The organism is Kitasatospora sp. NPDC001225, assembly GCF_053597855.1.
The window spans coordinates 14,080-35,695 of the sequence record NZ_JBSFJC010000043.1 but is presented as its reverse complement, the minus strand read 5'-3'; the positions used below and the strand labels follow the sequence as shown (position 1 = coordinate 35,695).

Annotated in this window: 16 protein-coding genes and 2 pseudogenes; 8 read left to right on the top strand and 10 right to left on the bottom strand. The window is 72.3% G+C overall.

Features of this window, described 5'->3' with window-relative positions:
- Positions 1 to 5: 5 nt before the first annotated feature.
- The 4 genes from ACWDCZ_RS17365 to ACWDCZ_RS17350 are packed head-to-tail and all read right to left on the bottom strand — an operon-like array spanning position 6 to position 3,764.
- A complete protein-coding gene (locus ACWDCZ_RS17365; RefSeq protein ID WP_449816322.1) occupies positions 6 to 1,823 on the bottom strand; it encodes a hypothetical protein in 1,818 nt (605 codons plus the stop codon).
- A gap of 1 nt (position 1,824) precedes the next feature.
- Positions 1,825 to 2,556 (bottom strand): hypothetical protein, encoded by a 732-nt coding sequence (locus ACWDCZ_RS17360; RefSeq protein WP_449816321.1) that lies wholly within the window; start codon positions 2,554 to 2,556, stop codon positions 1,825 to 1,827.
- Positions 2,557 to 2,560: 4 nt separating this feature from the next.
- Positions 2,561 to 2,917, bottom strand: coding sequence for a hypothetical protein (locus ACWDCZ_RS17355; RefSeq protein WP_449816320.1), 357 nt, complete (start codon positions 2,915 to 2,917; stop codon positions 2,561 to 2,563).
- The gene (locus ACWDCZ_RS17350) at positions 2,862 to 3,764 is read right to left on the bottom strand and encodes a hypothetical protein (RefSeq protein WP_449816319.1); all 903 of its coding nucleotides are present in this window, start codon (positions 3,762 to 3,764) and stop codon (positions 2,862 to 2,864) included. The genes ACWDCZ_RS17355 and ACWDCZ_RS17350 overlap by 56 nt, the downstream gene beginning before the upstream one ends.
- A gap of 289 nt (positions 3,765 to 4,053) precedes the next feature.
- Here ACWDCZ_RS17350 and ACWDCZ_RS17345 point away from each other — a divergent pair, with 289 nt between their 5' ends.
- The 3 genes from ACWDCZ_RS17345 (at position 4,054) to ACWDCZ_RS17335 (ending at position 7,248) form a co-directional block, all read left to right on the top strand.
- Complete coding sequence (locus ACWDCZ_RS17345; RefSeq protein ID WP_449816318.1) at positions 4,054 to 5,130, top strand: C40 family peptidase; 1,077 nt, start codon at positions 4,054 to 4,056, stop codon at positions 5,128 to 5,130.
- 130 nt (positions 5,131 to 5,260) lie between these two features.
- The gene (locus ACWDCZ_RS17340) at positions 5,261 to 5,674 is read left to right on the top strand and encodes a hypothetical protein (RefSeq protein ID WP_380659956.1); all 414 of its coding nucleotides are present in this window, start codon (positions 5,261 to 5,263) and stop codon (positions 5,672 to 5,674) included.
- Positions 5,671 to 7,248, top strand: a complete 1,578-nt coding sequence (locus ACWDCZ_RS17335; protein ID WP_449816317.1) for a hypothetical protein — start codon at positions 5,671 to 5,673, stop codon at positions 7,246 to 7,248. The genes ACWDCZ_RS17340 and ACWDCZ_RS17335 overlap by 4 nt, the downstream gene beginning before the upstream one ends.
- A 658-nt stretch (positions 7,249 to 7,906) precedes the next feature.
- Here ACWDCZ_RS17335 and ACWDCZ_RS17330 read toward each other — a convergent pair.
- Both ACWDCZ_RS17330 and ACWDCZ_RS17325 read right to left on the bottom strand, forming a co-directional pair.
- A complete protein-coding gene (locus ACWDCZ_RS17330; protein WP_449816337.1) occupies positions 7,907 to 8,446 on the bottom strand; it encodes a transposase in 540 nt (179 codons plus the stop codon).
- A gap of 8 nt (positions 8,447 to 8,454) precedes the next feature.
- Positions 8,455 to 9,303, bottom strand: a pseudogene (locus ACWDCZ_RS17325) (transposase); the annotation flags it as partial.
- A gap of 331 nt (positions 9,304 to 9,634) precedes the next feature.
- On the opposite strand from ACWDCZ_RS17325, the gene ACWDCZ_RS17320 reads away from it, so the two are divergent.
- Positions 9,635 to 9,838 carry a hypothetical protein gene (locus ACWDCZ_RS17320; protein ID WP_449816316.1) on the top strand — a complete coding sequence of 68 codons (204 nt, stop codon included), beginning with the start codon at positions 9,635 to 9,637 and terminating at the stop codon, positions 9,836 to 9,838.
- Between the two features lie 161 nt (positions 9,839 to 9,999).
- On the opposite strand, the gene ACWDCZ_RS17315 is transcribed toward ACWDCZ_RS17320, so the two are convergent.
- Both ACWDCZ_RS17315 and ACWDCZ_RS17310 read right to left on the bottom strand, forming a co-directional pair.
- The gene (locus tag ACWDCZ_RS17315; protein ID WP_449816315.1) at positions 10,000 to 10,209 is read right to left on the bottom strand and encodes a hypothetical protein; all 210 of its coding nucleotides are present in this window, start codon (positions 10,207 to 10,209) and stop codon (positions 10,000 to 10,002) included.
- 20 nt (positions 10,210 to 10,229) lie between these two features.
- Positions 10,230 to 11,681 carry a radical SAM/SPASM domain-containing protein gene (locus ACWDCZ_RS17310; protein WP_449816314.1) on the bottom strand — a complete coding sequence of 484 codons (1,452 nt, stop codon included), beginning with the start codon at positions 11,679 to 11,681 and terminating at the stop codon, positions 10,230 to 10,232.
- Positions 11,682 to 11,886: 205 nt separating this feature from the next.
- Between ACWDCZ_RS17310 and ACWDCZ_RS17305 the strand changes: the two genes are divergently transcribed.
- From ACWDCZ_RS17305 to ACWDCZ_RS17295, 3 genes are read left to right on the top strand one after another with little or no spacing between them, the layout of a single operon-like run.
- The gene (locus ACWDCZ_RS17305) at positions 11,887 to 13,944 is read left to right on the top strand and encodes a carbamoyltransferase family protein (protein ID WP_449816313.1); all 2,058 of its coding nucleotides are present in this window, start codon (positions 11,887 to 11,889) and stop codon (positions 13,942 to 13,944) included.
- Positions 13,938 to 15,062, top strand: a complete 1,125-nt coding sequence (locus ACWDCZ_RS17300; RefSeq protein WP_449816312.1) for a hypothetical protein — start codon at positions 13,938 to 13,940, stop codon at positions 15,060 to 15,062. The genes ACWDCZ_RS17305 and ACWDCZ_RS17300 overlap by 7 nt, the downstream gene beginning before the upstream one ends.
- Entirely contained in the window at positions 15,059 to 15,634 is a 576-nt protein-coding gene (locus ACWDCZ_RS17295; RefSeq protein ID WP_449816311.1) for a 2OG-Fe(II) oxygenase, read from the top strand. Before ACWDCZ_RS17300 ends, ACWDCZ_RS17295 begins: the two co-directional genes overlap by 4 nt.
- 191 nt (positions 15,635 to 15,825) lie before the next feature.
- On the opposite strand, the gene ACWDCZ_RS17290 is transcribed toward ACWDCZ_RS17295, so the two are convergent.
- Complete coding sequence (locus ACWDCZ_RS17290; protein ID WP_449816310.1) at positions 15,826 to 16,125, bottom strand: hypothetical protein; 300 nt, start codon at positions 16,123 to 16,125, stop codon at positions 15,826 to 15,828.
- Between the two features lie 636 nt (positions 16,126 to 16,761).
- Between ACWDCZ_RS17290 and ACWDCZ_RS17285 the strand changes: the two are divergent.
- Positions 16,762 to 17,519, top strand: a pseudogene (locus ACWDCZ_RS17285) (IS5 family transposase); the annotation flags it as partial.
- Positions 17,520 to 18,101: 582 nt separating this feature from the next.
- On the opposite strand, the gene ACWDCZ_RS17280 reads toward ACWDCZ_RS17285, so the two are convergent.
- Entirely contained in the window at positions 18,102 to 21,614 is a 3,513-nt protein-coding gene (locus tag ACWDCZ_RS17280) for a hypothetical protein (protein ID WP_449816309.1), read from the bottom strand.
- Positions 21,615 to 21,616: the final 2 nt, after the last annotated feature.

Below are 21,616 nucleotides of genomic sequence, written 5' to 3'. Positions count from 1 at the left end.
TTCCCTCACCTCCTGGTGGCGGGTCGGCCGGCAGGGGATGGACCGGTGCCGGGGTCGGGCGGGTGGAGGCCGTCGGGACGTCCGTCGGGCCGGGCTGCGGGGGAGCAGGCGGCGCGGGGACCTGCGGCGGGCGGGCCGGGGCAGGACGCGGCGTACCGGGAGCCGGAACGGGCGGGGGCCCGACCTGGAGACGCAGCGGCCGGGGCCCCCGCGGTGCCCGGCGACCCGGCTGGGGGAGAGGCCTCGCCGGAACGGCTGGGCGGCAGGTTGACGGATCCGCCCATGTCGCGCCCGGAGCTGAGCCCGGCGTGCGCGGCCATCGCGTCCAAGCCGCCGGAGGCCAGCTCGGTGCCCGCCTTCGCGCCCTGAGCGGCCATCAGCCCGGCCAACACCGCGCGACTGGCCGAGGAGCGCGGGCCGCCGTCCGCCTTGCGCCGGTCCGCGTCGTCCGACTCCAGCGCCCTGGCCAGTGCCGGCCCCGGCGGCGCCGCGCCGCTCCCGGACGGAACCCCGCCGCCGCGGCCCCAGATCGCCGAGGCCGCGGTGCCGCCGACCGCGCCGATGATGCCACCGGCGACCGACCCGCCGCTGGAACCCCCGCCGGCGAACGGCATGAAGCGGGCGGTCACCGGCCAGGCGACGGCACCGACGCCGACGACCAGCAGGCCACCGACGACGCCCGTGACGGTGGTGGCCGCGCCGACCATGCCCTCCCCGATCAGCAAGGTGATCACGACGACCGGCTTGATCATGACGATCGAGTACACGGCCTTGCGGGCGGTCGGCGCCCACTGCCGGGTGAACTCGCTGATCGCCCCGGCGGCCGACACGGGGAACGCCACGACGAGGAGGTCGAGGGCGTCGTGCCGGAAGATGAACTCGATCCACATCAGCCCGGCGACCAGGCATCCGACGACGCCCAGCACCAGCAGCCAACCCATCTCGGAGACGGCGTCCATCCCGGCGAACAGGCCGCTGATCCGGGCGACGAACTGGTCGGTGGTCTGGCCGGAGGAGCGGATCATCCAGGTGGAGACGTCGTCGGCGGCCCAGATCAGGGTCTGGGTGACGGTGTACATGGCCGCGCAGCTCAGGCCCCACTCGACCAGGCCCGTGACGGCGGTGGCGATCCCCTTGCCCTCGTGCGAGACGCAGGTGCGGGTGACCTCCACGCACAGCAGGATCGTCACGATGATGGCGGACAGCTGGAGCATCAGGGCGAGGGTGTCCGAGATCCCGTCAGCGTCCAGGTCCACGACGGACCCCTCCAGGACCGCCTTGGCCATCTCCCCGAGCACCCACTTCGCCGCGCTGGAGAAGGTGTGGGCGAGCCGGCTGGTGCCCTCATCGGCGATCGCGGCGCCGGGGTTCTTCAGGGCGGCGGCGAGGCTGTGCTTGGCGCCGACCATGCAGTGGGTGCTGTTGGTGTGCTGCTGGCACCACGCGGCCATCTCCTTGTCGGCGTTCTCGCAGTAGACCTCCATCCCGGGCAGGGGCAGGAGATCGGCGTCGCAGTACTTGTGCTTGAAGGTGGCGTACACGCAGGTGGTGAGCGGGTCGTCCCTCAGCCCGAGGGCCTGGCAGCCGCCCTCGTCGAGCGGTACACAGCCGCCGCGCGCGTCCATCTGCTCGGCCGGGGGCTTCGGTTGCGGACCGGTGGCGGCCGGCTTCTCGGGCTGCCCGACGGGCCGGGTGTGCGCGGGGCAGGGCGTTCCGGTGATGGCGCCCGGGACGGGAACCGGCGGGGGCGCGGCGGCGAACGCGGCGGCGGGCCCGGTCAGCGCGGCCAGGACGAGCACCAGGGCCAGCATTGCGCGCCGCACGCTAGTGCTGGTAGGCAACGGGCCTCCAGCCGGCCGCGTCAGCCTGCGCGGTACCCGGATCCTCGACGACCGGGGATTGCGTGACCTTCTTTTCGATCAGATGCCAGTCGCCTCCGTTCCACACCACCGGGGCGGCGATGGCGAAGACGCCGGTGCCGTGTTGGATGCCGCTGACGGTGGGAGTCTGGGTGGTCAGCAGCCACACGTCGACGGCGTCCGCGCTTACGGGAGTTGCCTGGTAGGCGCGGACCTGGAGGGCGATGAAGTCCGAGCCGGTGCTGCCCCCGGCTTCGGGGAGGCCGAGCAGGCGCCGCCAGTCCCGGGCGTCCGCGATCGCCAGCGAGGTCAGCTTGAAGAAGTTCTCGTCGCCCTGGCCGGCCATCACCATCATCTGCGCCGGGGCCGCGTCGGGGCTCAGCAGGTCGCGGGCCTCGGTGTAATGGGCGGCCGCGGACACGGCACCGGCCAGGGTGTGCGGGTAGCCGACCGGGATGCCCTGCTCGACCCGGGCGGGCGCGGGCAACGGCACCGCGTCCACCACCGTGGACGGGCTCGCGGACGGAGGCACGGCGGCAGCCGAAGCGGTGGCGGGGGAGGCAGCGTCGGCCCCCGGTTCGGGCCCGGTCTGCCAGAGCAGGACGGCGACCGCGCCCGCGGCGGCGGCCGCTGCCAAGGCCGCCCCGGTGGCCAGCCTGCGCAGGGCCCGGTGCCGACGGAGCTCGACGGAGTCCACCTCGTCAGCCCTTCAGGCTCGCGCCGAGGTAGACGATCGGCCAGGCCAGCCCGATCACCACGGCCGCCCGGAAGCATTTCGGCATGCCGGCCTTGCCCCGCGCACTGACGTCCGGCTTGTCCGAGATGCTGCCGAACGAGTCCATCGCGGCGCACGCGCACAGCGCGCCGACCACCAGGGCGAGGCAGATCCCCATCGTCCAGTTCACGATCGTGGTCAGCGCGCTGCCGACCTCCCCGGTCGGGACCTGCGGGGTGAAGTTCTTCCCGATGTCGTAGAACGACCCGCTCGGGGCGGCGGTGGGGTCATTGAGCGGCAGAGCGGTCAGCCGGGCCGCCGGCAGGGACGTATAGGTCGTCATGCGAGGGGTCCTCCGGAGTGGCGGCCGTCCCGGCCGGGGCGCGCAGCGGGCCCCAGGACCTCTCGGCCGTGGTGATCAGGGTGTCGGTCAATTGGGAGCCGGCCGCCTCGAACCGGCGGCTGAGCCGGTCGGTCCGCAGGGCGTGCGCCCGCCAGGCGGGGCAGTGCGGCACCCGGACCACCGCGCCGACCCGGGGAGCGAGCATGGTGGCGACCGCCCGGCACTGCCGCGGCATCCCTCCGGCCACGCCGACCAGCACCAGCACGCACCGCTGAAGCGGCAGTCCCGCGCTCTCGGCGGCGGCGATCGCGACGGCGGCCGCCTCCAGCCCCTCTCGCGACGTCGGCGCGCAGATCACCGGCACGGCCCGTTCCAGCAGCATCCACCGGGCGGTGCGCGAGCGGACCCCGGCGTCACCGAGGTCGTCCGCGACGGTCAGCGCCGTGTCCGCCACGCTCACCCGCCAGCCGCCCATCCCCGCCAGCGCCGGCCACGCCGACGGCGCCGAGGGCAGCGCGAGCGGCGGCTGCGACCAGGGCCTGCGGTCGGTGAGCACCTGGACCAGGCCGTCCAAGCAGGACGAGGCGGCCGCGCGGACCTGACCGGTGTGGAGCGACCGGTCGGCGGGCACGGAGGCGAGCCCGGTGCCGCCGGCCAGCGGCCAGCGGCGCCACGGCGACAGCGCGGTCGGCGCGCAGTCGAGCACCACCGTCGGGGCGAGCCGGGCCAGCCCGGCCGCGGCGAGCAGGGCCACGGTGCTCCGGCCGCAGCCGGCTGCCGCCCCCAGGACCGGGACGACCAGCCGGGTGCCGGAGTGCAGCCCGGCCACGGGCGCGGACCTGCCCACGACGCTCACCCCCACCTGACCTGGCCGATGATCAGCGATGCCATCCGTGGCCATCACTGGCTGTAGCCGCACTGTCTAGCACAGTGACGGCCATTCTGCTTACACTCGGCGATCGGCTGAGAGCTGATAGTGATCGGGAGTGTGTCGGTGCAGTACGACCCTGCAGGGGCGGGCCGCCGCTGGTCCCCTTCCCCACCTCCGGGTACGCGCGCGTCGTCAGCGCCGGCCCGCCCGGGGCGGTCGGCATCTGACATGCCGTCGGGTACCACACGATCGAGGGACCTGGACCATGCCCAAACAGGCGATCCTGCTGGCGGCGGGCGCGGCCACCGCGCCCGCCGGGGTGCTCGCCCTGGTGCTGCTGGCGGCCGCCACCGACACACCGGCCGCCGCGAGCGCTCCCGGGCGCGGACCGTACGGCAGCGCCCTTCGGCCGGGCAGCGTCCCGGCCCGGTATGTCCCGATGATCGAGCGCGCGGCCGGGGCCTGCGACCAGGGCTTGACCTCCCCCCGGCTCGCCGCCCAGCTCCACCAGGAGAGCGGCTTCGACCCCAACGCCCAGAGCCCGGCGGGCGCCCAGGGCATGGCCCAGTTCGTCCCGGACACCTGGCATACCTGGGGCCGGGACGCCGACGGCAACGGTGTGACCAGCCCGTTCGATCCGGCCGACGCGATCGACGCCCAGGGTCGGATGATGTGCTCGCTGATCCGCGAGGCCCGCGACTCCGGCATCGACGCCGACCCGTGGCAGCTCGCGCTCGCGGGCTACAACGCGGGCTGGCACGCCGTCGAAGCCGCCCACGGCATCCCGCCCTACCAGGAGACCCGGCAGTACGTCGCCGCCGTCGTCGCCGCGGTTCCGGACTTCACCGCCCCCCTGTCCGCCGGGCCGCAGGGCCCCGCCGACGGCGTCCTGCCGTCGGGGTGGGACGTCCCGGCCGGTACCCACCCGCAGGCCGCCGCCGCGATCCGCTGGGCCCTGGCCCAGCGCGGCGGCTGGTACACCTTCGGCGGGGACTGCGCCGACCCGCTGGGCACCGCGCCCTCCCACCGGTGCGACTGCTCCAGCCTGATCCAGCAGGCCTACGCCCACGCCGGGATCCGGCTGAGCCGCTCGACGTTCACCCAGGTCGGGGAGGGGCAACCGGTCGACCCGGACAGCATCCGGCCCGGCGACCTCGTCTTCACCACCGGAACGGACGGCGGCCCGGGCCGCCCCGGCCATGTCGCCCTCTACATCGGCGACGGCCTCCTCCTGGAGGCCCCCCGCACCGGCCTCCAGATCCGGACGGGCAGCTACCAGGCCTGGAGAGCAGCCGGCAGCGGCCCCGAACAGGTCGTCGCCGTCCGCCGGATCGTCACCTGATCCCCCGTCCGGGTGACCGGATTCGCCCACAACCCCCGGGTTATCCACAGGAACCCGCGCTACCGGCCCCCGGGGACGGCCGGATCGGTCACCCTGACCGCCACGACAACAACCGACGAAGGAGTCCGCCATGACGACCGCCTGGTTCGACCGCCTCGCCGCCCGCCTCGCCGAGCCCGGCATCCAGGGCCCGCTCTCGGCGGCCTGGTCCCTCGCCAACCAGACCGGGTACTGGGCCCTGGCCGTCACCACCGACACAGGCGGCGACACCCTGGCCGCCTGCGGTACCTTCAACCACGCGATCGAGCTCCGCGGCTTCCTGCCGGAGCCCGACGACGGCGACGACCCCGAAACCGACCTCACCTTCGCCGACGGCCGACGGCTCGCCGAATTCCTGGAGCAGGCGGAGCTTCGGCTTTCGGCAGCGGCCGCCACCGCGGCGACGCCGGACGAGGCCTACACCGTCCTGGTTGCCGTTCGCCTCCTCGGGCACACCGCCGCCGCCGTGCGCACCACGCTCCGCCCGGCCGAGACCGCCCGGTGAGCGCGGAGTTCGGCGAGTTCCTTGTGCTCGCCGGCAGCTACCTCAGCGACTCCGACTACCTGCCGATCGAGCGGAGCTCGGAGCTCTACCGACGGACCGTCGGCCATCAGGTCGCGGATCTGCTGGACCTCCTCCTCGCGGTGGAGACCCGGTACGCCTGGGAACCGGTGGACACCCTCCCCGACCGGGCGCCCACCGGCCCCGGCCCGGCACCGGACAGTGCCTGCCGGGCCCGGCTGCACGTAGCCCTGGCCGAAGCCGCCCGACAGCTCAGAGCCGCCTACGGCAAGCCGCCGGCCCTCACGGCCCTCCAGGCGTTCCAAGCACCCCGGTACGTCCCCCATGCCATCCAGGCCCTGCGCACCGGCCTGGACCTGCTCGCCACCCACACCGATCCCGACGGCCGACCCCTCACCCGGCACGGACTCGCCCTGGAGAGCACACACCTGCGCACCGCCGTCCTGGTCCGCGTCCTCGCTCTCGCCGGAACGGTCGCGGACCTGGTGGGCCGCCTCGGCGAGGCCACCTCCAGCGCGTCCTTCACCGAACGCATCCGTGGACTCGGCCGGGTCGTCGACCAGCTGGCAGTGGTGCAGCAGGAGGTCCCGGCGCTCGCCGCCGACCCGGACGTCCGGATCGGCGGCGCGGCGCTCGACACCGTACGGCCCCGCGCGCTGCTTCAGCCGGACCCGCCTCGCACTGCGGAGACCCCTGCGCAGCTCAGCGCCGGCGCCGCCGCCTCGGCCGACCGGCTCGCGGACATCAGCTGGCGCGCCGTACAGGTGGGTGACGACTCCCACGCACACACGGCCTCCGCCATGGGCACCGCGGCCTCCAACGCCTTCGCCGTCTACCAGCTGACCCGGTTGCTGTTCACCCACGCTGCCACCCACGCTCCCGCCACCGTGTCCGCCCACCTCGCGTCCGTCCACGCCGCCGATACCGCCTGGGAAGCAGCCGAGCTCGCCTGGCGCCGCGTACGCGCCTGTTGGTTCCCCCTGCGCTCCGCTCCCGACAACACCCTCTCCGCCGTCACCGCGGAGTCGCACGCCCTGGTCGACCGGGTGGGCCGGCTCCTCTACGCCGACCCGGCCTGGCGGCTGTCCCACGGCCACGGGGGACCGACCCGTCAGGCCTGCGACATCGCCTCGGCCCTGCCGGTGTGGAGCGACGCCCTGCGCCAGGTCTCCGCTCGGCTCCAGCACCTCGCCGAAGACCACGCGGTCCTCGCCGAGCGCCTCGCCGACACCCGACGGCTGATGATGCGGGCCTCCGGCCCCACGCACAACCGGCTGCCGGCCCGGCCGCTGCCCGCCGACCGACGTGCCGAGCTCGCCGAGGAGTACCGGTCCGCCGGCCAGGCGAGCGCGGCCGCCGAGCGGGCCCTCGCCACCGTGGTCTCGGCGCTCGGAGCCGACCTCGCCGCCCAAGGCCTCTACCACCGGCTCGCCTCCACCCCCGACCCTCAGGCCGCCGACCGCATCACCCTCAGGCGCTCAGCGGCCCGTCTCGCCGCTACCGGGCAGAACCCGCAACCGACCCGGCGCCCGAGGCGGAGCGGCCTGGGACTGTGAACCACTGGACCCGCCGGGCGGAGTCCAAGGAAGCGACGTGGCCGACACCGGTGACGATTCCTGCGAGGTGCCTCCCCGCCAGTCGGCGCCGACACCTGGACCACCGGCAAGCGCTGTGCCTTCGCCGACGACCCGATCCACAGTCGGCTGCTCGCGCTCGAGCGGTGGGTCGACCTCGTATGTCCGCAGGACCACACAGCGGCGGTATGCGGCGACGACTTCGGCGACAGCGGCGAGGCGGCCGATCGGGGAGGCGCCGAGGGCGGCGGCATCGCCGAGCTGGAGGTCGTCCTTCGTCAGCCTCTCAGCCCCGGGCCCTGACCGACGAGGCCACCGGCGAACCCGTCCCCTGTACCCATGCCGACAACAGACCGTACGATGCTGACGAAGGTTCAGAGTCGGCTCGCCGGGGCGCAGCTGAGACAGCCAGCCGCTGGGGGGTTGGCCCGGCACACGTCGGGCTCCGGATTCGAACTGAATGGATTGGCGCACTCTGACCCGAATCCGCAGGTAGTGGCTGGCGGCCAGTCAGTTGATCTCTGTGCTGGCCGTTGGCGCCGTTGTGGTGTGGCCGGGTAGGCCGGTGGCCCGGCTGTCGCGCGGGTGGGCGGCTTTCCAGGGCGGTGTCGGGTGGTTCGGGCCCGGTCGGGGCAATCGGTCAGGCTACTGAAAGGTGCCGGTGGGCACGGATCCGGGCCAGCGTGTTGGCGATCAGCTCACTGGCCGCGGCAGTGAAGCGGAGTTCGTGGCGGCGGGCGGTGACCGTCCAGCGGGCGGCGCGGTGGATCAGCAGGCGCCGCACGGTGGCGATGCGGCGGCGGGCCTGGCCGATGGGGGCGAGCATCTGCAGCCATGCGGTGAGGTTGTAGGCCAGCAGCGCGCCCCACGTCCACATGCTGTTGACCGCGTGGGAGCCGGAGGGCAGGTGGTTGAGGCCGGCGCCGTGGGCGGTGTCGCGGAACAGTTCCTCGATCCGGGTGCGGCGGCGGAACTCCCATTCCGCCGCCGCGACCTCTCCCCCAGCCTTCGGCCGGGAGGTACCCCCACGTCCAGGTCCAGCTCCTCGTTGGTGACGAAGAACGAGTAGGCGTATGCCTGTTGCTCCAGACCCTCCAGGACCAGGGCGAGCTGGTCCTTGCCGACGGTGCGCGAGCGACGCGAGCGCGGATCCGCGGACAGCTCGGCGGCCTCGTAGCACACCCGACGGGCGATCACGCGGGTGCCCTCGGGCCAGCCGGGCGGAGCGTAGGCCAGCACGGCGACCCGCGCGCTCGGGTAGTCCAGGGAGCAGGTCCAGTCGTCCTCGTGCACGGCGGCGACCGCCCGCCACAACGGCCGGCTGCGCGGGACGCCGAGCCGGAACAGGCATCCGCGGGCCGCGATCTTCTCGGCGACCTTCCCGGCGTAGTAACCCGTATCGCCTTGGAACAGGACCGCACCGGTGGCTCCGGCCGTGCGCACGGCGTCCACCGCCCGGTCGATCTGGCCCAGGGCGTGGGTGCGGCCGTCCGAGCGGCCGTCCAGGAGGTCGGCGACCACGACGGTGCCGGCCTGGGCCCAGTGCGCCGCGTGCACCCGCCCCGCCACCTCGCCCTTGTAGGAGCGGACGACCTGTTCCTTGCGGGTCGAGTAGACCTCGATGTCCTTGGCGTCCAGGTCGATCGTGACCCGCCCGGCCAGGATCCGGGCCCGCTCGGCGACCGGGAGCGCGGCCAGCGCGCGGGCGGTGACCCGCGCGCAGGCCCGCTCGATGCCCTCCCGCCTGGCCTGGTCGAACCGGGCGGCGAGCGTGGCGGCCGTCGTGGACGGCGGGACGGGCGCGGGCAGCAGTCCCTCAGCGACCACATCCGCCCGCAGCCGGTCGAAGCCGACCAGGTGGTCCTCGCCGGTCAGCTGCACCGCGGCCATGGCCAGTGCGAACTCCCCGCCCGACAACCCCCGCTCGCGTTCCTTGACCGGGCCGACCTCCGTATCCAGCGCGGCGGTGACGCCCAACGCCCGGTCCAGTTCCGCGACCAGCATCAGCCCGCCGTTCTCGGTCAGCGACCCGTCCACCCCGCCCAGCTGGGCGTTCAACCGGGTCCAGCGCCTACCGGGGGCACGGAAGGCGGTACGGCGACGCGATATCTTGTTCACCTGGCAGGTGTCCTTGCTGGTAGAGCGATCAGGCGTAGAGAACCTCGATCATCTCAAACCGGCACGGACACCTGTCGTCGTATCAGCCGCCACACCGCACTACTACCTGCGGATTCGGGTCTGAGCCCAATCGCAGCAGGTCAGGAAGTGTCGGCCCCGCGCTCGCGGGGATAGCTCCCTGGCCTCGGTCTCCTCCGCCGTGAGGGCGCGGTCGGCCCCGCGCTCGCGGGGATAGCTCCGTCCGCTTCAAGTGTCGGCCGAACTCGCGGACGTCGGCCCCGCGCTCGCGGGGATAACTCTATATACCGTCAGGTTTGCCGGGCTGTCGGGCACCGTGATCGCCGTGCCGTCGATCGCGCAGACCAGCAGTCCTCGCCACTATGCCCCGGTGGTGCCGATTCCGGCGGCCGGGCCGCAGTGGACCACGACGGAACTGGCTCACCGAATTCGCTGACCGCCTGGCACGCTGCTCACGGAACACTCGTAGAGCGTCGATGCGCCGGCGGGGGTCCGGTGGCGCAGGCGGACACGGCCACCGTTGATCACCGTCAGGTGTATGGAGAAACGGAGATCAGCCGGTGGCCGTGAGTCACAGCGCATACCCTGCCCGGTGAGTCAGCAGCTGGGCCCGCCGGGCGCGCTGATGCACCCGGGTGAAGTTCCCGAGTTCTGATCCATCATATCGCTGAGGTCCGCGAGCTGGGCCTCGTCGAGCGCGATCCGCATTCCCTTGCCGGACAGGTCGATGTTCGCCTCCGGGACGAAGAACGTGAGCCGCTCGTGTTTCGGTTTCGGGGACTCGGGCACCTCGCGCTTGTCGGACATGATTTTCCCTTTCTCGGTTGTTACCGCATGTGCTGAGCGAAATCGCCAGCCATCTTCACATAATTGCGATGCTTGTCCTCGGGCGTGCACGTGGTGATCAGGCGAGAGCCGGTTTTCTTGCTGTCGCGTACGCGGCACGTCCCGCCGCAAAGGTACCGAATCTCGCACGTCTTGCAGCCCTCGACGTGGTCGACGTCGATCTGTTTCGCCAAGCCCGCCACCAGGTCGACGATGTTTCGCAGGGGCATGTCGTCGATGTGGCAGACCTTCCCGTCCAGCAGGTGGCAGGGGTAGACCGACCCGTCGGGTCCGATCACCATTTGGTCAGCGTATCCGCACGTGGCCATATACCGCGTGATCTGGGGAGCGGTACCGTTGACCGTTTCAAGGAAGTCGCGCACTTCCTCTCGCGATGCCGGCCCGGCAGAGTCGATTTGGGTGCCGCGGCCGTGCGGCATGATGCCGTAGGTGAACTTGAAGGCGACGTTCGGCGCCCCCGCGAAGCGATCTCGCAGCTGAGGGAATTTCTGCACCCAGTTAGGCCACGTGGCGGGCGCGATCGTCATGCCGATGCGCGTCGGAGTGCCCAGTTCGGTCAACCTGTCAATCGCCGCGATCGCGTGCTTGAAGGAGTTGCGGCCGCGGATGGCGTCGTGTGACTCGGCGTCGGGTCCGTCGATGCTGATCTGCACCAGGTCGGCCAGCGGATGAATCTGCTCGGCCAGCTTGGGAATCAGCAGGCCGTTGCTGAACAGGGTCACCTTCATGCGGTGCTCCTTGGCGGTCGCCATGAGCTCGAGACAGCCGGGATGCATCAGTGCCTCACCGCCGGTGAACAGCACCTGCCTGCCCCCGAGCGCGGCGAAGTCGTCGATGAACGTGCGCCACCGCACCGTCGGGAGCTCGTTCGCGCGATCGATGTGCGGGCTCGAATCCGCATAGCAATGTGCGCATTCGAGTTGGCAGGCCTGTGTGAGGTGGAGGCGGGCGAACAGCTTGACACCCACGGGTTTGCGGTCGCGGTAGCCCGTCAACCCGCGAATCAGCCCGGAGGTCGCCAGGAGGGACACGACATTCGAGACAACGTTCCATCCGACGTCGTTCGCGATGCTGCGCGGCGACCCGCCGGCCGCGAATCTGACGATGAGCCGGTGCTGTGCGTCATCCGCCACGGCCAGTGCCGCCTCCTGGACGCCGACCCAGACGTGGGAACCGTTCACCGGCTCGTGGTGTAGTTCATGGACCAGTGGCAAGGGTTCGTCGAGCGCGAGCGTGAGCTCCGTTGGTCCCGAGTCGGTCGGTGCTGCGCTCAGCGTGACGTGTTCGGCCTGCTCGTCGGCTGCTTGCTGCACCAGGGTGCGCAGTTCGTCCTGCAACGCGAGGGCGGAGACGTCCGGTTGGCGGGCCTTGGACGGGCACGAACCGCACCCGGATGTGTTCGCGACGTTCAAGATCGGCAGCTGTTTCAGCATCCCGCCTCCATTCGTTGGGACCGGAAGCCGCAATCCCAGTGCTGAACCTACTCGACGTGCCGCCGTTCGGCGCGCGGGCTTCATTCGGAAGAATTAACGGGGCGGCCTGCTACCGGTCGATTCGACGACGACGCCACCCCTCCGGGCATAGGATTGGCGCGCGCGCCGGGTCGCCTCGAATTCCGATGATAGGCCGGGAGAACACTTGAGAAACACTGAAACGCCGTGGATTCTCGGACTCAGCGCCGCGCACAACGGTGGTGCGTGTCTGGTGCACGGAACCGAGATCGTCGCCGCCGTTCAAGAGGAGCGGCTCTCGGGCATCAAGCGAGACCGCACCTACGGCGCCCGCTCCAGCCTGGCCACCGAGTACTGCCTTCGCCATGCCGGGATCGAGCCGGAGCAATTGGACGCCATCGTGCTGTGTGCGCAGGGGGAGGCGGGTCACGCCGAGCAGGACGTGAGCCTGAATCATCAACTGCGCCAGTGCTTTCACGGGATTCCTACCCTGCGGATATCGCACCACCTCGGCCACGCCATCAGCGCCTACGCCCTGTCGGGCTTCTCGGACGCCGCCATTCTCGTCGTTGATGGAATGGGGTCACCCGATCAAGATCTCAGCGAGGAGGAGCGCTGCGCCGTCATCGGCGCACCCTCCGGCTGGGAGATCATCTCGACGTACGACGCGTCGGGAACGACCATCCGTCCCATCGCCAAGCAGCTCGTCCCGGAAGGCAAGTGGCTGGACCACGCCGGCGGGGGAATGCCCGGCTTCGGCAGTATCGGCGGCATGTACTCCGCCGTCGCTCAGCAGATCTTCGGCGACCCGATGGACGCAGGCAAGGTCATGGGGCTGGCCCCGTTCGGCACGCCGTCGTTCCAGCCGCACGAATTCGTGTCCGTGACCAACGGCCTGGCGACGTTCTCTACTGCGGTACCGGCGACGTTTCGGCACTCCGATCGATGGCCTCTGCGCCAGCGCGAGTATGCCGACCTCGCCGCCTCGGTTCAATCCGCCCTCGAGGAGGCGATCCTGGCGTTGGTGAGTCGGTTACGCGCGTCGTCCACCTCGGCGTACCTGTGCTACTCCGGTGGCGTGGCGCTGAACTGCCTGGTGAACGAACGCCTGATGCACGAGTCCGGCTTCTCCGACGTCTTCGTCGCGCCCTTCGCCGAGGACAGCGGACCCGCCGTCGGCGCCGCGTTCTACGGACTCTGGCGTCACCACCAGCACCGCCCGGCCAGGCTGGTGAGTGAGGGATTCGGGCACCGCTACGGCCCGAGTGAGGTGCACGAAGCTGTCCGATCGATCCCGCTTGTCGCCGTGTGCCCGGACCGGGACGTGACCGACATCGCCGACGTCGCTGCGGATCGGTTGGAGCGCGGAAAGTTCGGGGCGTGGTTCGACGGCGGGAGCGAACTCGGCCCGCGCGCGCTGGGGCAGCGCAGCATCGTGGCGGATCCTCGCCGCGCGGAGCACAAGGTGAGGCTGAACCGCGACGTCAAGCAGCGAGAGGCGTTCCGCCCGTTCGCTCCATCGGTGCTGGCTGAACACGTCCACACCTGGTTCGACGTCGACGAGGCGCGGTGCGACAGCCCGTTCATGCTGCGCACGTTCACCTTCCGGCCGGGCTGCGGATCCCGGGTGCCCGCCGTCGCGCACGTCGACGACAGCGCGCGCGTGCAATCCGTTCACGAAGAGCTCCAGCCACGCTTCCACGCGCTGATCCGGCGCTTCCACGAGCGCACCGGCGTCCCGATGATCTTGAATACGTCGCTGAACGGTTCCGGGCAGCCCATCGTCGAGACGCCGTCCGACGCGTTGTGGACGATGCTCGAACTGGGGCTGGACTTCGCGGTGATCGAAGGCGTGCTCGTCGAGCCGGCGGCGGACTTCGACTCCGTCCTGGGACTGGTGCCCGTCATCGTCGCCGATGGTTACACCGTCGACTATTCGTTCCCACCACGGCCGACGACCTCGGTCAAGAGCCGGGCGTCGGCCATCCACTTCAAGGTGGTCACACCGTGGGGCAGCAGGCTCCAGCCAGTCACTGCGAGGGACCTGTCCGTGCTGGCGCTGATCGACGGCGTGGCGACGGGTCACGAAATCCACGAGCGGCTTCGGCGCGACCAGAACGACGAACTCGACGCCGCCCAGCTGATCCGGACGATGCGGTTTCTTCGCCGAACCCGGATCATGGACTTCCGGGCACGGTTGCCCTCGATTCCATTGGTTGATCGCCAGGGGGTTGTCGCATGGTGACGGGCAGTGAGACGGTGACACGCGGTCGGGTCGACGACTTCGTGTCCTGCACGGCCGCCGAGCTCCGGCACCGCTGGCGACGGTCCGACAAAACCCCTGAATCGTTTCCATCCATTGCCGCCCGAGCCATTTCGGATGGCCTCGCCTGCCAGCCCGTCACGGGCAACGACGTGTTGCACTGGGTACTCGACGGTGCCGAGCTCCCCTTTCAGCCGCGGCTCGACGAGACCTTCGGGCAACCGCCCGTCACGCTCTACCACGACGGCGAGTTTCAGCTCGACGCACTGTTCTGGGTCCAGAGCAGCACCGACGTGCACGCGCACGGCTTCTCCGGTGCTTTCGCCGTCCTGGACGGTCAGAGCGTCCACACTCGCTTCAAATTCGCCGAAACACACCGGGTTGACGAGCATTTCATGATCGGGCGGGTCGTCGCCACCGACGCGGAGTTGCTCGACGTCGGAACCGTGCACGAGATTCACCAAGGCCCCGCGTTGATCCACTCCGTCGTGCATCTTGGTTGCCCGAGCGTGACCCTGGTGGCTCGCACCTGTGCGCATTCCGCCCCCATCCCGGAGTACGCCTACTTTCCTCCCGCCATCGCTCTCGACCCCAGCAAGGACGATCGACTCCGGACACGCACGGTGCAGTTGGTCAGAATGCTGATCCGTTCCGGTGCCACGGGGCTCGGCCGGACGGTGGAGACGTTGATCGCCCGTTGCGACGTGCACACGGCGTTCCTGGTGGTGCGCGAACTCAGCCGCAACCCGGCGGCCTCGGCACTGGTGCCTGCGGCGCTCGGGTGGTCGGACGCGCGGTGGCCGGGAGTGGCGGGGCCGTTCGGCGACGCCGTGGTTGCCGGGCTGCGCCATGCGGGCGCCGTGACGATGTTGCATCGCATCACCGAGCCCGACTACCGGGTGGTACTGGGTGCCTTGGCCGCGCTCGACGAGCCCTCACAGTTGCGTGGTTTCCTGCAGAAGTACGTGGCCGCCGAAACCGATTCGCTCATCGCGGGCTTCGTACGCGCCGTGAGGGAGACCGGCGCACTGAACATCCCCGCCGAGAGACCCTTCGACCACATGATGCTCCGACCGTTGGCGGGCGAGGCGGCAGGATGACGGACGCCAACGCCCGCGTCATCGGCGAGCCCGGGCAGTGGGCCGCGATCGTGTCCGGTCTCGGCCCCGCCGTGTGTGCGGAGCTCGTCGAGCGGTGCAGGTCCCTCGATACCGTCACCCCTGGCGTCGTCGGCCAGAAGTCCTTGCCCGATCACCGTGTCGGCCATTCACGTCTGCTGCCGCGGTCGGCGCTGTTCGAGGACGTCTATCAACTCATCCAGGACGCGGGTGAAGCACTGAACCGCCGCTACTTCGAGCTGGACGTGACGGACATCGTCAAACCCCCGCAGTTCCTCGAGTACGTCGAGGGCCGCGGGCACTTCCACTGGCACAACGACTATGGCCTTGAACGACCGCTGTCCAAACGGAAGTTGACTGTCAGTATCCAACTCAGCGATGGTCGCGACTACGAGGGCGGCGACTTCGAGGTGTTCGGCACGCCGCATCCCATGCCGAGGGCACAGGGCAGCATCGTCGTGCTCCCCGCCTTCGTACACCACAAGGTCACATCCGTCACATCGGGAGTCAGGTGCGCATTGGTCGGGTGGCTGGCCGGACCGCAGTTGCGATAGGGGTGGTAGCACCTCGAAGGTCACGCCACCACGTAGCGCCCACCCGGCTCCGAGCGCTCGATGCACGTGTACCCAAGTGGGGATCGAAGGGCAGGCCGGGGGATCGCGAGTCCCCCTCACCCACCGCCCTCGGCCAGCACCTGCACAGCGACGTGGTGGTGGACGACCTGCGACGTCACGACCCGTACCGCTCAGTGCGCGGCGGAGGGTGACTCCGTCGAGGCGGCTGACAGCAGCAGGTCGCGCAGTGCCGTGGTGGCGTCCGACGGTCCGGCGGGTGTGAGGACGACCTGGTCGGCGATGGTCGAGAGGCCGGTGAAGGGGATGATGCGCAGGCCGGGCGGCTGGTGGTCGAGTGCGGACTCGACGGTGATGCCGATGCCCGTTCCGGTGGCGACATGGGCGGTGCGATGGCGTGGACGCTGTCGGTGGTCCTGATGATCCGCAGGGCGGCTCCACCGATCTGGAAGGCGGACGGGAGACGGTCGCACAGGCCGCTGTTGATCTGGTGGGGCCAGGTGAGCAGGTCGGTGGTGGAGAGTTCGGGTGCGCTCAGCTCCGCGTGCTCGGCCAGGGGGTGGGCCGCGGGTACCAGCGCCATGAACCGCTCGGTGGACGGCACCGTCGCCCGTACGCCGGTGACGTCGCCGGTCGCCCAGCCGATGCCCAGCCCGACAGGCAGCTCGTTGGGCCGAGCATGACCCGCCGCCCCCTTGGCCCCGGGCCCCGCGGTGCGCGAGGAACCGCTACCCCCGACCCACCCCGGTCCCACCCCGGTCCCACCAAGGCACGCCGGCCCGCTCGAACTGAATGGATTGGCGTACCCTGAGCTCAACCGCAGCAGGTCAGGAAGTGTCGGCCCCGCGCTCGCGGGGATAGCTCCGTTGCCGAACTCGTCACCGACGCGATCGTCGAGTCGGCCCCGCGCTCGCGGGGATAGCTCGCCGGACTACCCGCTGCTGATCGCCAACCTCCTGTCGGCCCCGCGCTCGCGGGGATAGCTCCAGGATCGGGCCGACGGTGCGGCCGTCGAGGAGGTCGGCCCCGCGCTAGGGCCTGTGTGAGGTTGCGATCAGTCTTCGGGTTCTGCCCTCACCTGAGGGCAGAACCCGGTAGAACGGTTGGTCGTGACGCGCAGGCAACTGACGGACGAGCAGTGGAAGTTGATCGAGCCCTATCTGCCGATCGGGAGGTTCGGGCCGTACCCCGAGCGGCTTCGGGAGCAGTTCGAGGGCGTGATCTGGCGGTTCCGCTGCAGCGCCCAGTGGCGGGAGATGCCTTCCGAGTTCGGTCCCTGGCCGACGGTCTACGGCCGATTCCGTGTCTGGCGGGACGCGGGCGTCTTCACCGCCCTGCTGGAAGGCCTGATCGCCCAGGCCGCTCGCGAGGGGACAGCGGACCTGTCGCTGGTCAGCGTGGATTCCACGTCCGTCCGGGCTCACCACGACGCCGCCGGGATGCTCGTCGACGAGGAGATCATGGAGGCCCTGGAGGAGGCCGCGCGGGAGCAGGAGGAGACCCGACAAAAAGGGGCGAGCCGCAGGAACAGAACGGACAGGACGAGCGGCGACGCGCCCGGCTCCGTCGCGGGCTCCGCCTGAAGGAAGCCCTCCTCGGACGGTCCCGGGGCGGGCTGACCAGCAAGGTTCATCTGGCCGCCGACCGCAGGTGCCGTCCCCTGGCACTCGTGCTGACCGCGGGGCAGGCCGGTGACAGCCCGCAGTTCGTCCCCGTGCTGGAGAAGGTGCGGGTCCGTCTGCCCGTTGGCCGTCCTCGCACGCGGCCCGGCGCGGTCGCCGCGGACAGGGCGTACTCGTCCCGCGGCAACCGCGCCTACCTGCGTAAACGCCGGATCAAGGCGGTCATCCCGGAGAAGAGAGACCAGGTCCCGGCGGAGTACCTCGCCGCCTGCCGTCAGTCAGCCAACGAGTCGCCAGACGGGGACCCCCGCTGGGACCCGCCACCGGCGGACTGTCTGGATCTGGACTGGGCACCAGCCATGCTGGAACGCGCCTGCAAGTTGGCGCGACTCGATGGCGTCCACCTGGATGCGCTCAGGCACGGGACTCGGGCAAGCTGCTGGGTGACGGCCATGAGGGCAGTACCCCGAGGACGTCCACCGGATTTCCCCTAGTGGAGGACATCCTTCTTCTCCGTCATCGCGCCCTGACACCTGCTGTTCGTCCCACCACGAGCATTGCCAGGGTGCATGGCTTGGAAGAGGGCACCGATCCTCGCTCGCCCCCGCGCGGCAGCACGGTTCACCGGTTCCCCGGGGGTGGGCCCGGGCCGACGCGCACAAGCGAGGTGCGCCGCCCCGAGCCTACCGGCCGGCACATACAAGACCCAGCGGCGCAAGCGGACACGGCGGCCCGGCGGGAAGCCGCGGTGAGGCGCAGCGGGGCGGACGTCAGCATGGCTGCCGGGACGGCCGTGCACCTGCTGGCCCGGCTGCCCGGGAGACCTATCAGACGTTGAGGTCGCCTGCGTCGACGAGGGCCTCGCGGAGCTGCCGAACGGCCTCGGCCCCGGCGGCCGGGCTCGTGGTGTCGGCGGCGGTCAGCAGGGTGCGGGCTTCGGCGCGCACGCGGTGGTCCTGCCAGGCTCCGGCCGGGTGGGCCACCAGGTGCGCGGCCAGGCGCAGCGCGTCCGGGCTGTCGGGGTGGTGGGCGGCGCGTTCGGCGATGAGGTCGGGGTGGTCGAGGCGCGGGGTGTGGTGGGCGGAGGCGAGGGTGAGGGTGAGCCAGGTGTCGTCGTCGAGGGGGGTGTCGGTGAAGGAGCCGGCGCCGGTGAGGGCGCCCTCGGGCAGGACCGTGTCCACCGCGGCGCGCCACAGGCCGGCGGCGCGGGCCCGGACGGCGGGGTCGTCGCCGGTGAAGCGGGCGGTGGCGCGCAGCAGCAGGGTCACGGCCGCGGCCCCGCCGGGGCCGTCGGCGAGGTTGGCCAGCAGCGTGCCCGGCTCGTCGAGGGCTTCGGGGTCGGTCAGCAGGGCGTGGGCGAGGTGGCCGGCGGTCTCCGGCGGGGCCTGGGCGCGCAGGGCGGCCAGCAGCTGGCCGCGGTCGAGGGCGGCGAGCAGCGGCGCGTCGAAGCGGCCCCAGCGCAGCCATAGCCCGGCCGCGCCCTGGAAGGGGCGGCCGGGCTCCAGGGCCAGGAGGTGGGCGCGGTGGTCCTCGAGGAGGTCGGGGGCGTGGCGGTGCAGGAGCGGCAGGCGCGGGGCGAGGGCCTGGGCCGTGCGGGCATCGGCCGGGTGGGCGGCCAAGACCGCCTCCAGGAGGGGGCGCAGCGCCGACGGCAGGGCGGGCGGTGCGGTGGTGCGGGTGTGGTGGGCGGCGTGCTCCAGCAGGGCCTGCAGTGCGCGGGCGCTCGCGGTGGTGGGGAAGGGGGAGGTGTCGTCAGTGTCGGGGGTGGCGGGGTCGGTGAGGGAGTCGGTGAGGCGGGTGAGGTGGGCCAGGGCGTCGGCGGTCAGTTCGGCGCCGAGGTCGGTGTCGGTACGCCAGGCGGCGGTCAGCAGGGTGAACAGGGCGTCCGCCGCCAGGACCGGGGCCGGATCGTCGACGGCGCCGCCGTCCGGGTGCGCCGGCCCGGCGGGGGTGGCGGGCAGGGCGCGGTGCAGGTCGAGGGCCGCGCGTACGGCCGCGGCGAGCGCGCCGCCGGGCAGGACGGCCAGGCGCTCCGCCCGGCCGGCGAGGGCGCAGAGGTAGGCGGCCTGCAAGGAGGGGTGGGCCAGGGCGGCCACCGTCCGGGCGACGTCCTCGGCCCACGCCGCGGGGTCGCGGTCGACCGCGGTGCGCAGCGCGGCGCGGTAGCGCGGGTCGTGGGCGTCGCCGGCGGCCGCCAGGAGCGCGGCCGTGGCGAGGACGTCCGGGGCTCCGTCGTCGCCGGGGGCGATCCGGTCGGCGGGCACGGTGAGGGGCTGGGAGGGGGTCCAGGCGAAGGGGTGGCGGGTGTCGCGGGGGTCGCGCGGGCCGGTCGGTTCGTGGGTGCGCAGCGTGGCCAGGATGTCGGCCCACGGGGCGAGGACGGCCTGGGGCAGGACGGGTGACCAGTCCCAGGCGCGCAGCCACGGGGTGGGCCAGTGCAGCGCCGGGTCCGCGGCGCGGGCGGCGAGGTGATCGGTGCGGTCCCGATGCGTGGGGGCGGGGCCGAGCAGAGCGGTCAGGGCGGCGGTGAGGCGGCCGGTGTGCTGCGGCGGGCAGGTCCCGGCGGCGAGGGCGGTCAGGCGGGCGGTCTGCGGGTCGGGGGAGGCCGGCAGACGCTCCATCAGGCCCAGGGGCTGCTCCCACCACTCCCCCGCCGCGTCGTCGACGTCGGAGGCCGGGGCGGGGGCGGTGGTGGTGAGGTGGTCGGCCAGCAGCCGGTCCGCCAGGCGCGGGTCGGCGGCGGCCACCCGGCCGGTGATCTCGGCGGTTCGCTCGGCGAAGACGGTGTCGGCGGCGGCGTCGTGGGCGGCGATGTCCAGCACGGTGCGGGCCAGGCGCGGGCCCAGCTCGGCGCCGGGAGCGGTCACCACGCCCGGGTCCAGGTCCGCGTAGACCATGGCCGCCACGGCGGCTCCGGTGCGCGTCAGGTCGCGGGCCAGCAGCACCGCGGTGACGGTGCGCAGCAGGGCGGCCAGCGCGGCCGGGGTGGTGCCGGCGGCGTGCGGACCGGCCGCGGCCAGGTGGGCGGCGGTGGCGGCCAGGGCGCTCATGAGGGCGGCGGCCTCGTGGTCGGGCAGGCGCGCCTCGGCCAGGGCGGCGAGTTCCTGCTCGGCGCCGGGGTCGTCCTCGGCGGCGTCGGCCAGGCGCTGGAGCAGCGCGAGGCGGGCGCCGGCCTGGTCGTGGGCGGCCTCCATGGTGGCGCGCAGCAGCGTCTCGACCGTGCGGACCCAGTCGGTGCCGCGCTCGGCGGGCGGCACCGCACGGGCCCAGTGCGCGGCCAGCACCGGCACCGCCTCGTCGGGGCGGTGGCCGGGCTTCAGCTGGGCCACCGTCAGCACGCGTACCTGCGAGGCCAGTCCGATGCCGCGGCGGGCGGCCAGGCGCAGCAGGGCGGCGCGCGCGAGGGGGCCGGCGGCGGTGATCCCACCGGCCCGCTCCGCCAGCCAGGCACGGACGCGCTCGGGGTCGGTGGCGGTGAGGTCGTCGAGGTAGGGGAAGGCCGGCCAGGCACCGGCGGCGGCCGCGTCGGGCATCAGCAGGTGGTCGTCGAGGACCTCCAGCCAGCCCGGGGCCGGTCGGTGCTGGAAGAAGTAGTCGAGGGCGCGCGGGTCCGATAGAGCGGCCAGGGCCTTGGCGTCGGCCTCACCCGGGGCGGACAGGGCCAGCAGGGCCAGGACCTGGTCGCGGCGTGCGATCAGCGGCAGGAAGACGTCCGCGATCGCCGCCACGGCGGTGCGGTAGCGATCGGTGGCGACGTCGAGACCGGAGTTGACGCCGTGGAGCGTGTCGGAGGTACTGCCGTACAGGGCGCCCCATACCTCGAGGGCGTTCTTCTGGGCCTGGCCCGGCGCGCGGCCGGTGCGGTCCTCGACGATGCCCGCGGCGCGGCGCTCGTGGTAGCCGCCCGGGGCGTCCAACTCGAAGCGCAGCACCTCGGCGGCGGTTCGCAGCCGCTCCAGCGCGGCCGCCGGGTCACTGCGGCGGGAGCGGGCGGGCTCGGCCTGCGGCGGCAGGACGTCGGGCGTCGGGGGCCGGTAGGCGTCGACGGCCTTCAGCACGGCGCGGGCCGCGGCAGCCAGCCCCTGCTTTTTCCCGCCGAGCTTGAGCAGGCCCTCGACGGCGCCGCGCACGCACGACTCCGCGATCTCGGCCTGCCGCTGGAAGGGGGCGGGGTCGGTCAGGATCCGGTGCGCGTCGCGCAGCAGGCCCAGCGCCCGTTCCCCTTCCCCTTTCGTACCGACTGATCGCAGGGCGCCGGCCAGGTCGTCGCTGACCGGGGCGAGCGGGAGCGGGAGGATGCACGACGGGGCGGGGGGCGGGGTCTGGTCCACATCGGTCACCT

Bases quoted from the DNA above. Each gene is read 5' to 3' on its own strand.
- ACWDCZ_RS17340 (WP_380659956.1), top strand. From the start codon at position 5,261: ATGACGACCGCCTGGTTCGACCGCCTCGCCGCCCGCCTCGCCGAGCCC.
- ACWDCZ_RS17345 (WP_449816318.1), top strand. From the start codon at position 4,054: ATGCCCAAACAGGCGATCCTGCTGGCGGCGGGCGCGGCCACCGCGCCC.
- ACWDCZ_RS17310 (WP_449816314.1), bottom strand. From the start codon at position 11,681: ATGCTGAAACAGCTGCCGATCTTGAACGTCGCGAACACATCCGGGTGC.
- ACWDCZ_RS17315 (WP_449816315.1), bottom strand. From the start codon at position 10,209: ATGTCCGACAAGCGCGAGGTGCCCGAGTCCCCGAAACCGAAACACGAG.
- ACWDCZ_RS17355 (WP_449816320.1), bottom strand. From the start codon at position 2,917: ATGACGACCTATACGTCCCTGCCGGCGGCCCGGCTGACCGCTCTGCCG.
- ACWDCZ_RS17300 (WP_449816312.1), top strand. From the start codon at position 13,938: ATGGTGACGGGCAGTGAGACGGTGACACGCGGTCGGGTCGACGACTTC.
- ACWDCZ_RS17295 (WP_449816311.1), top strand. From the start codon at position 15,059: ATGACGGACGCCAACGCCCGCGTCATCGGCGAGCCCGGGCAGTGGGCC.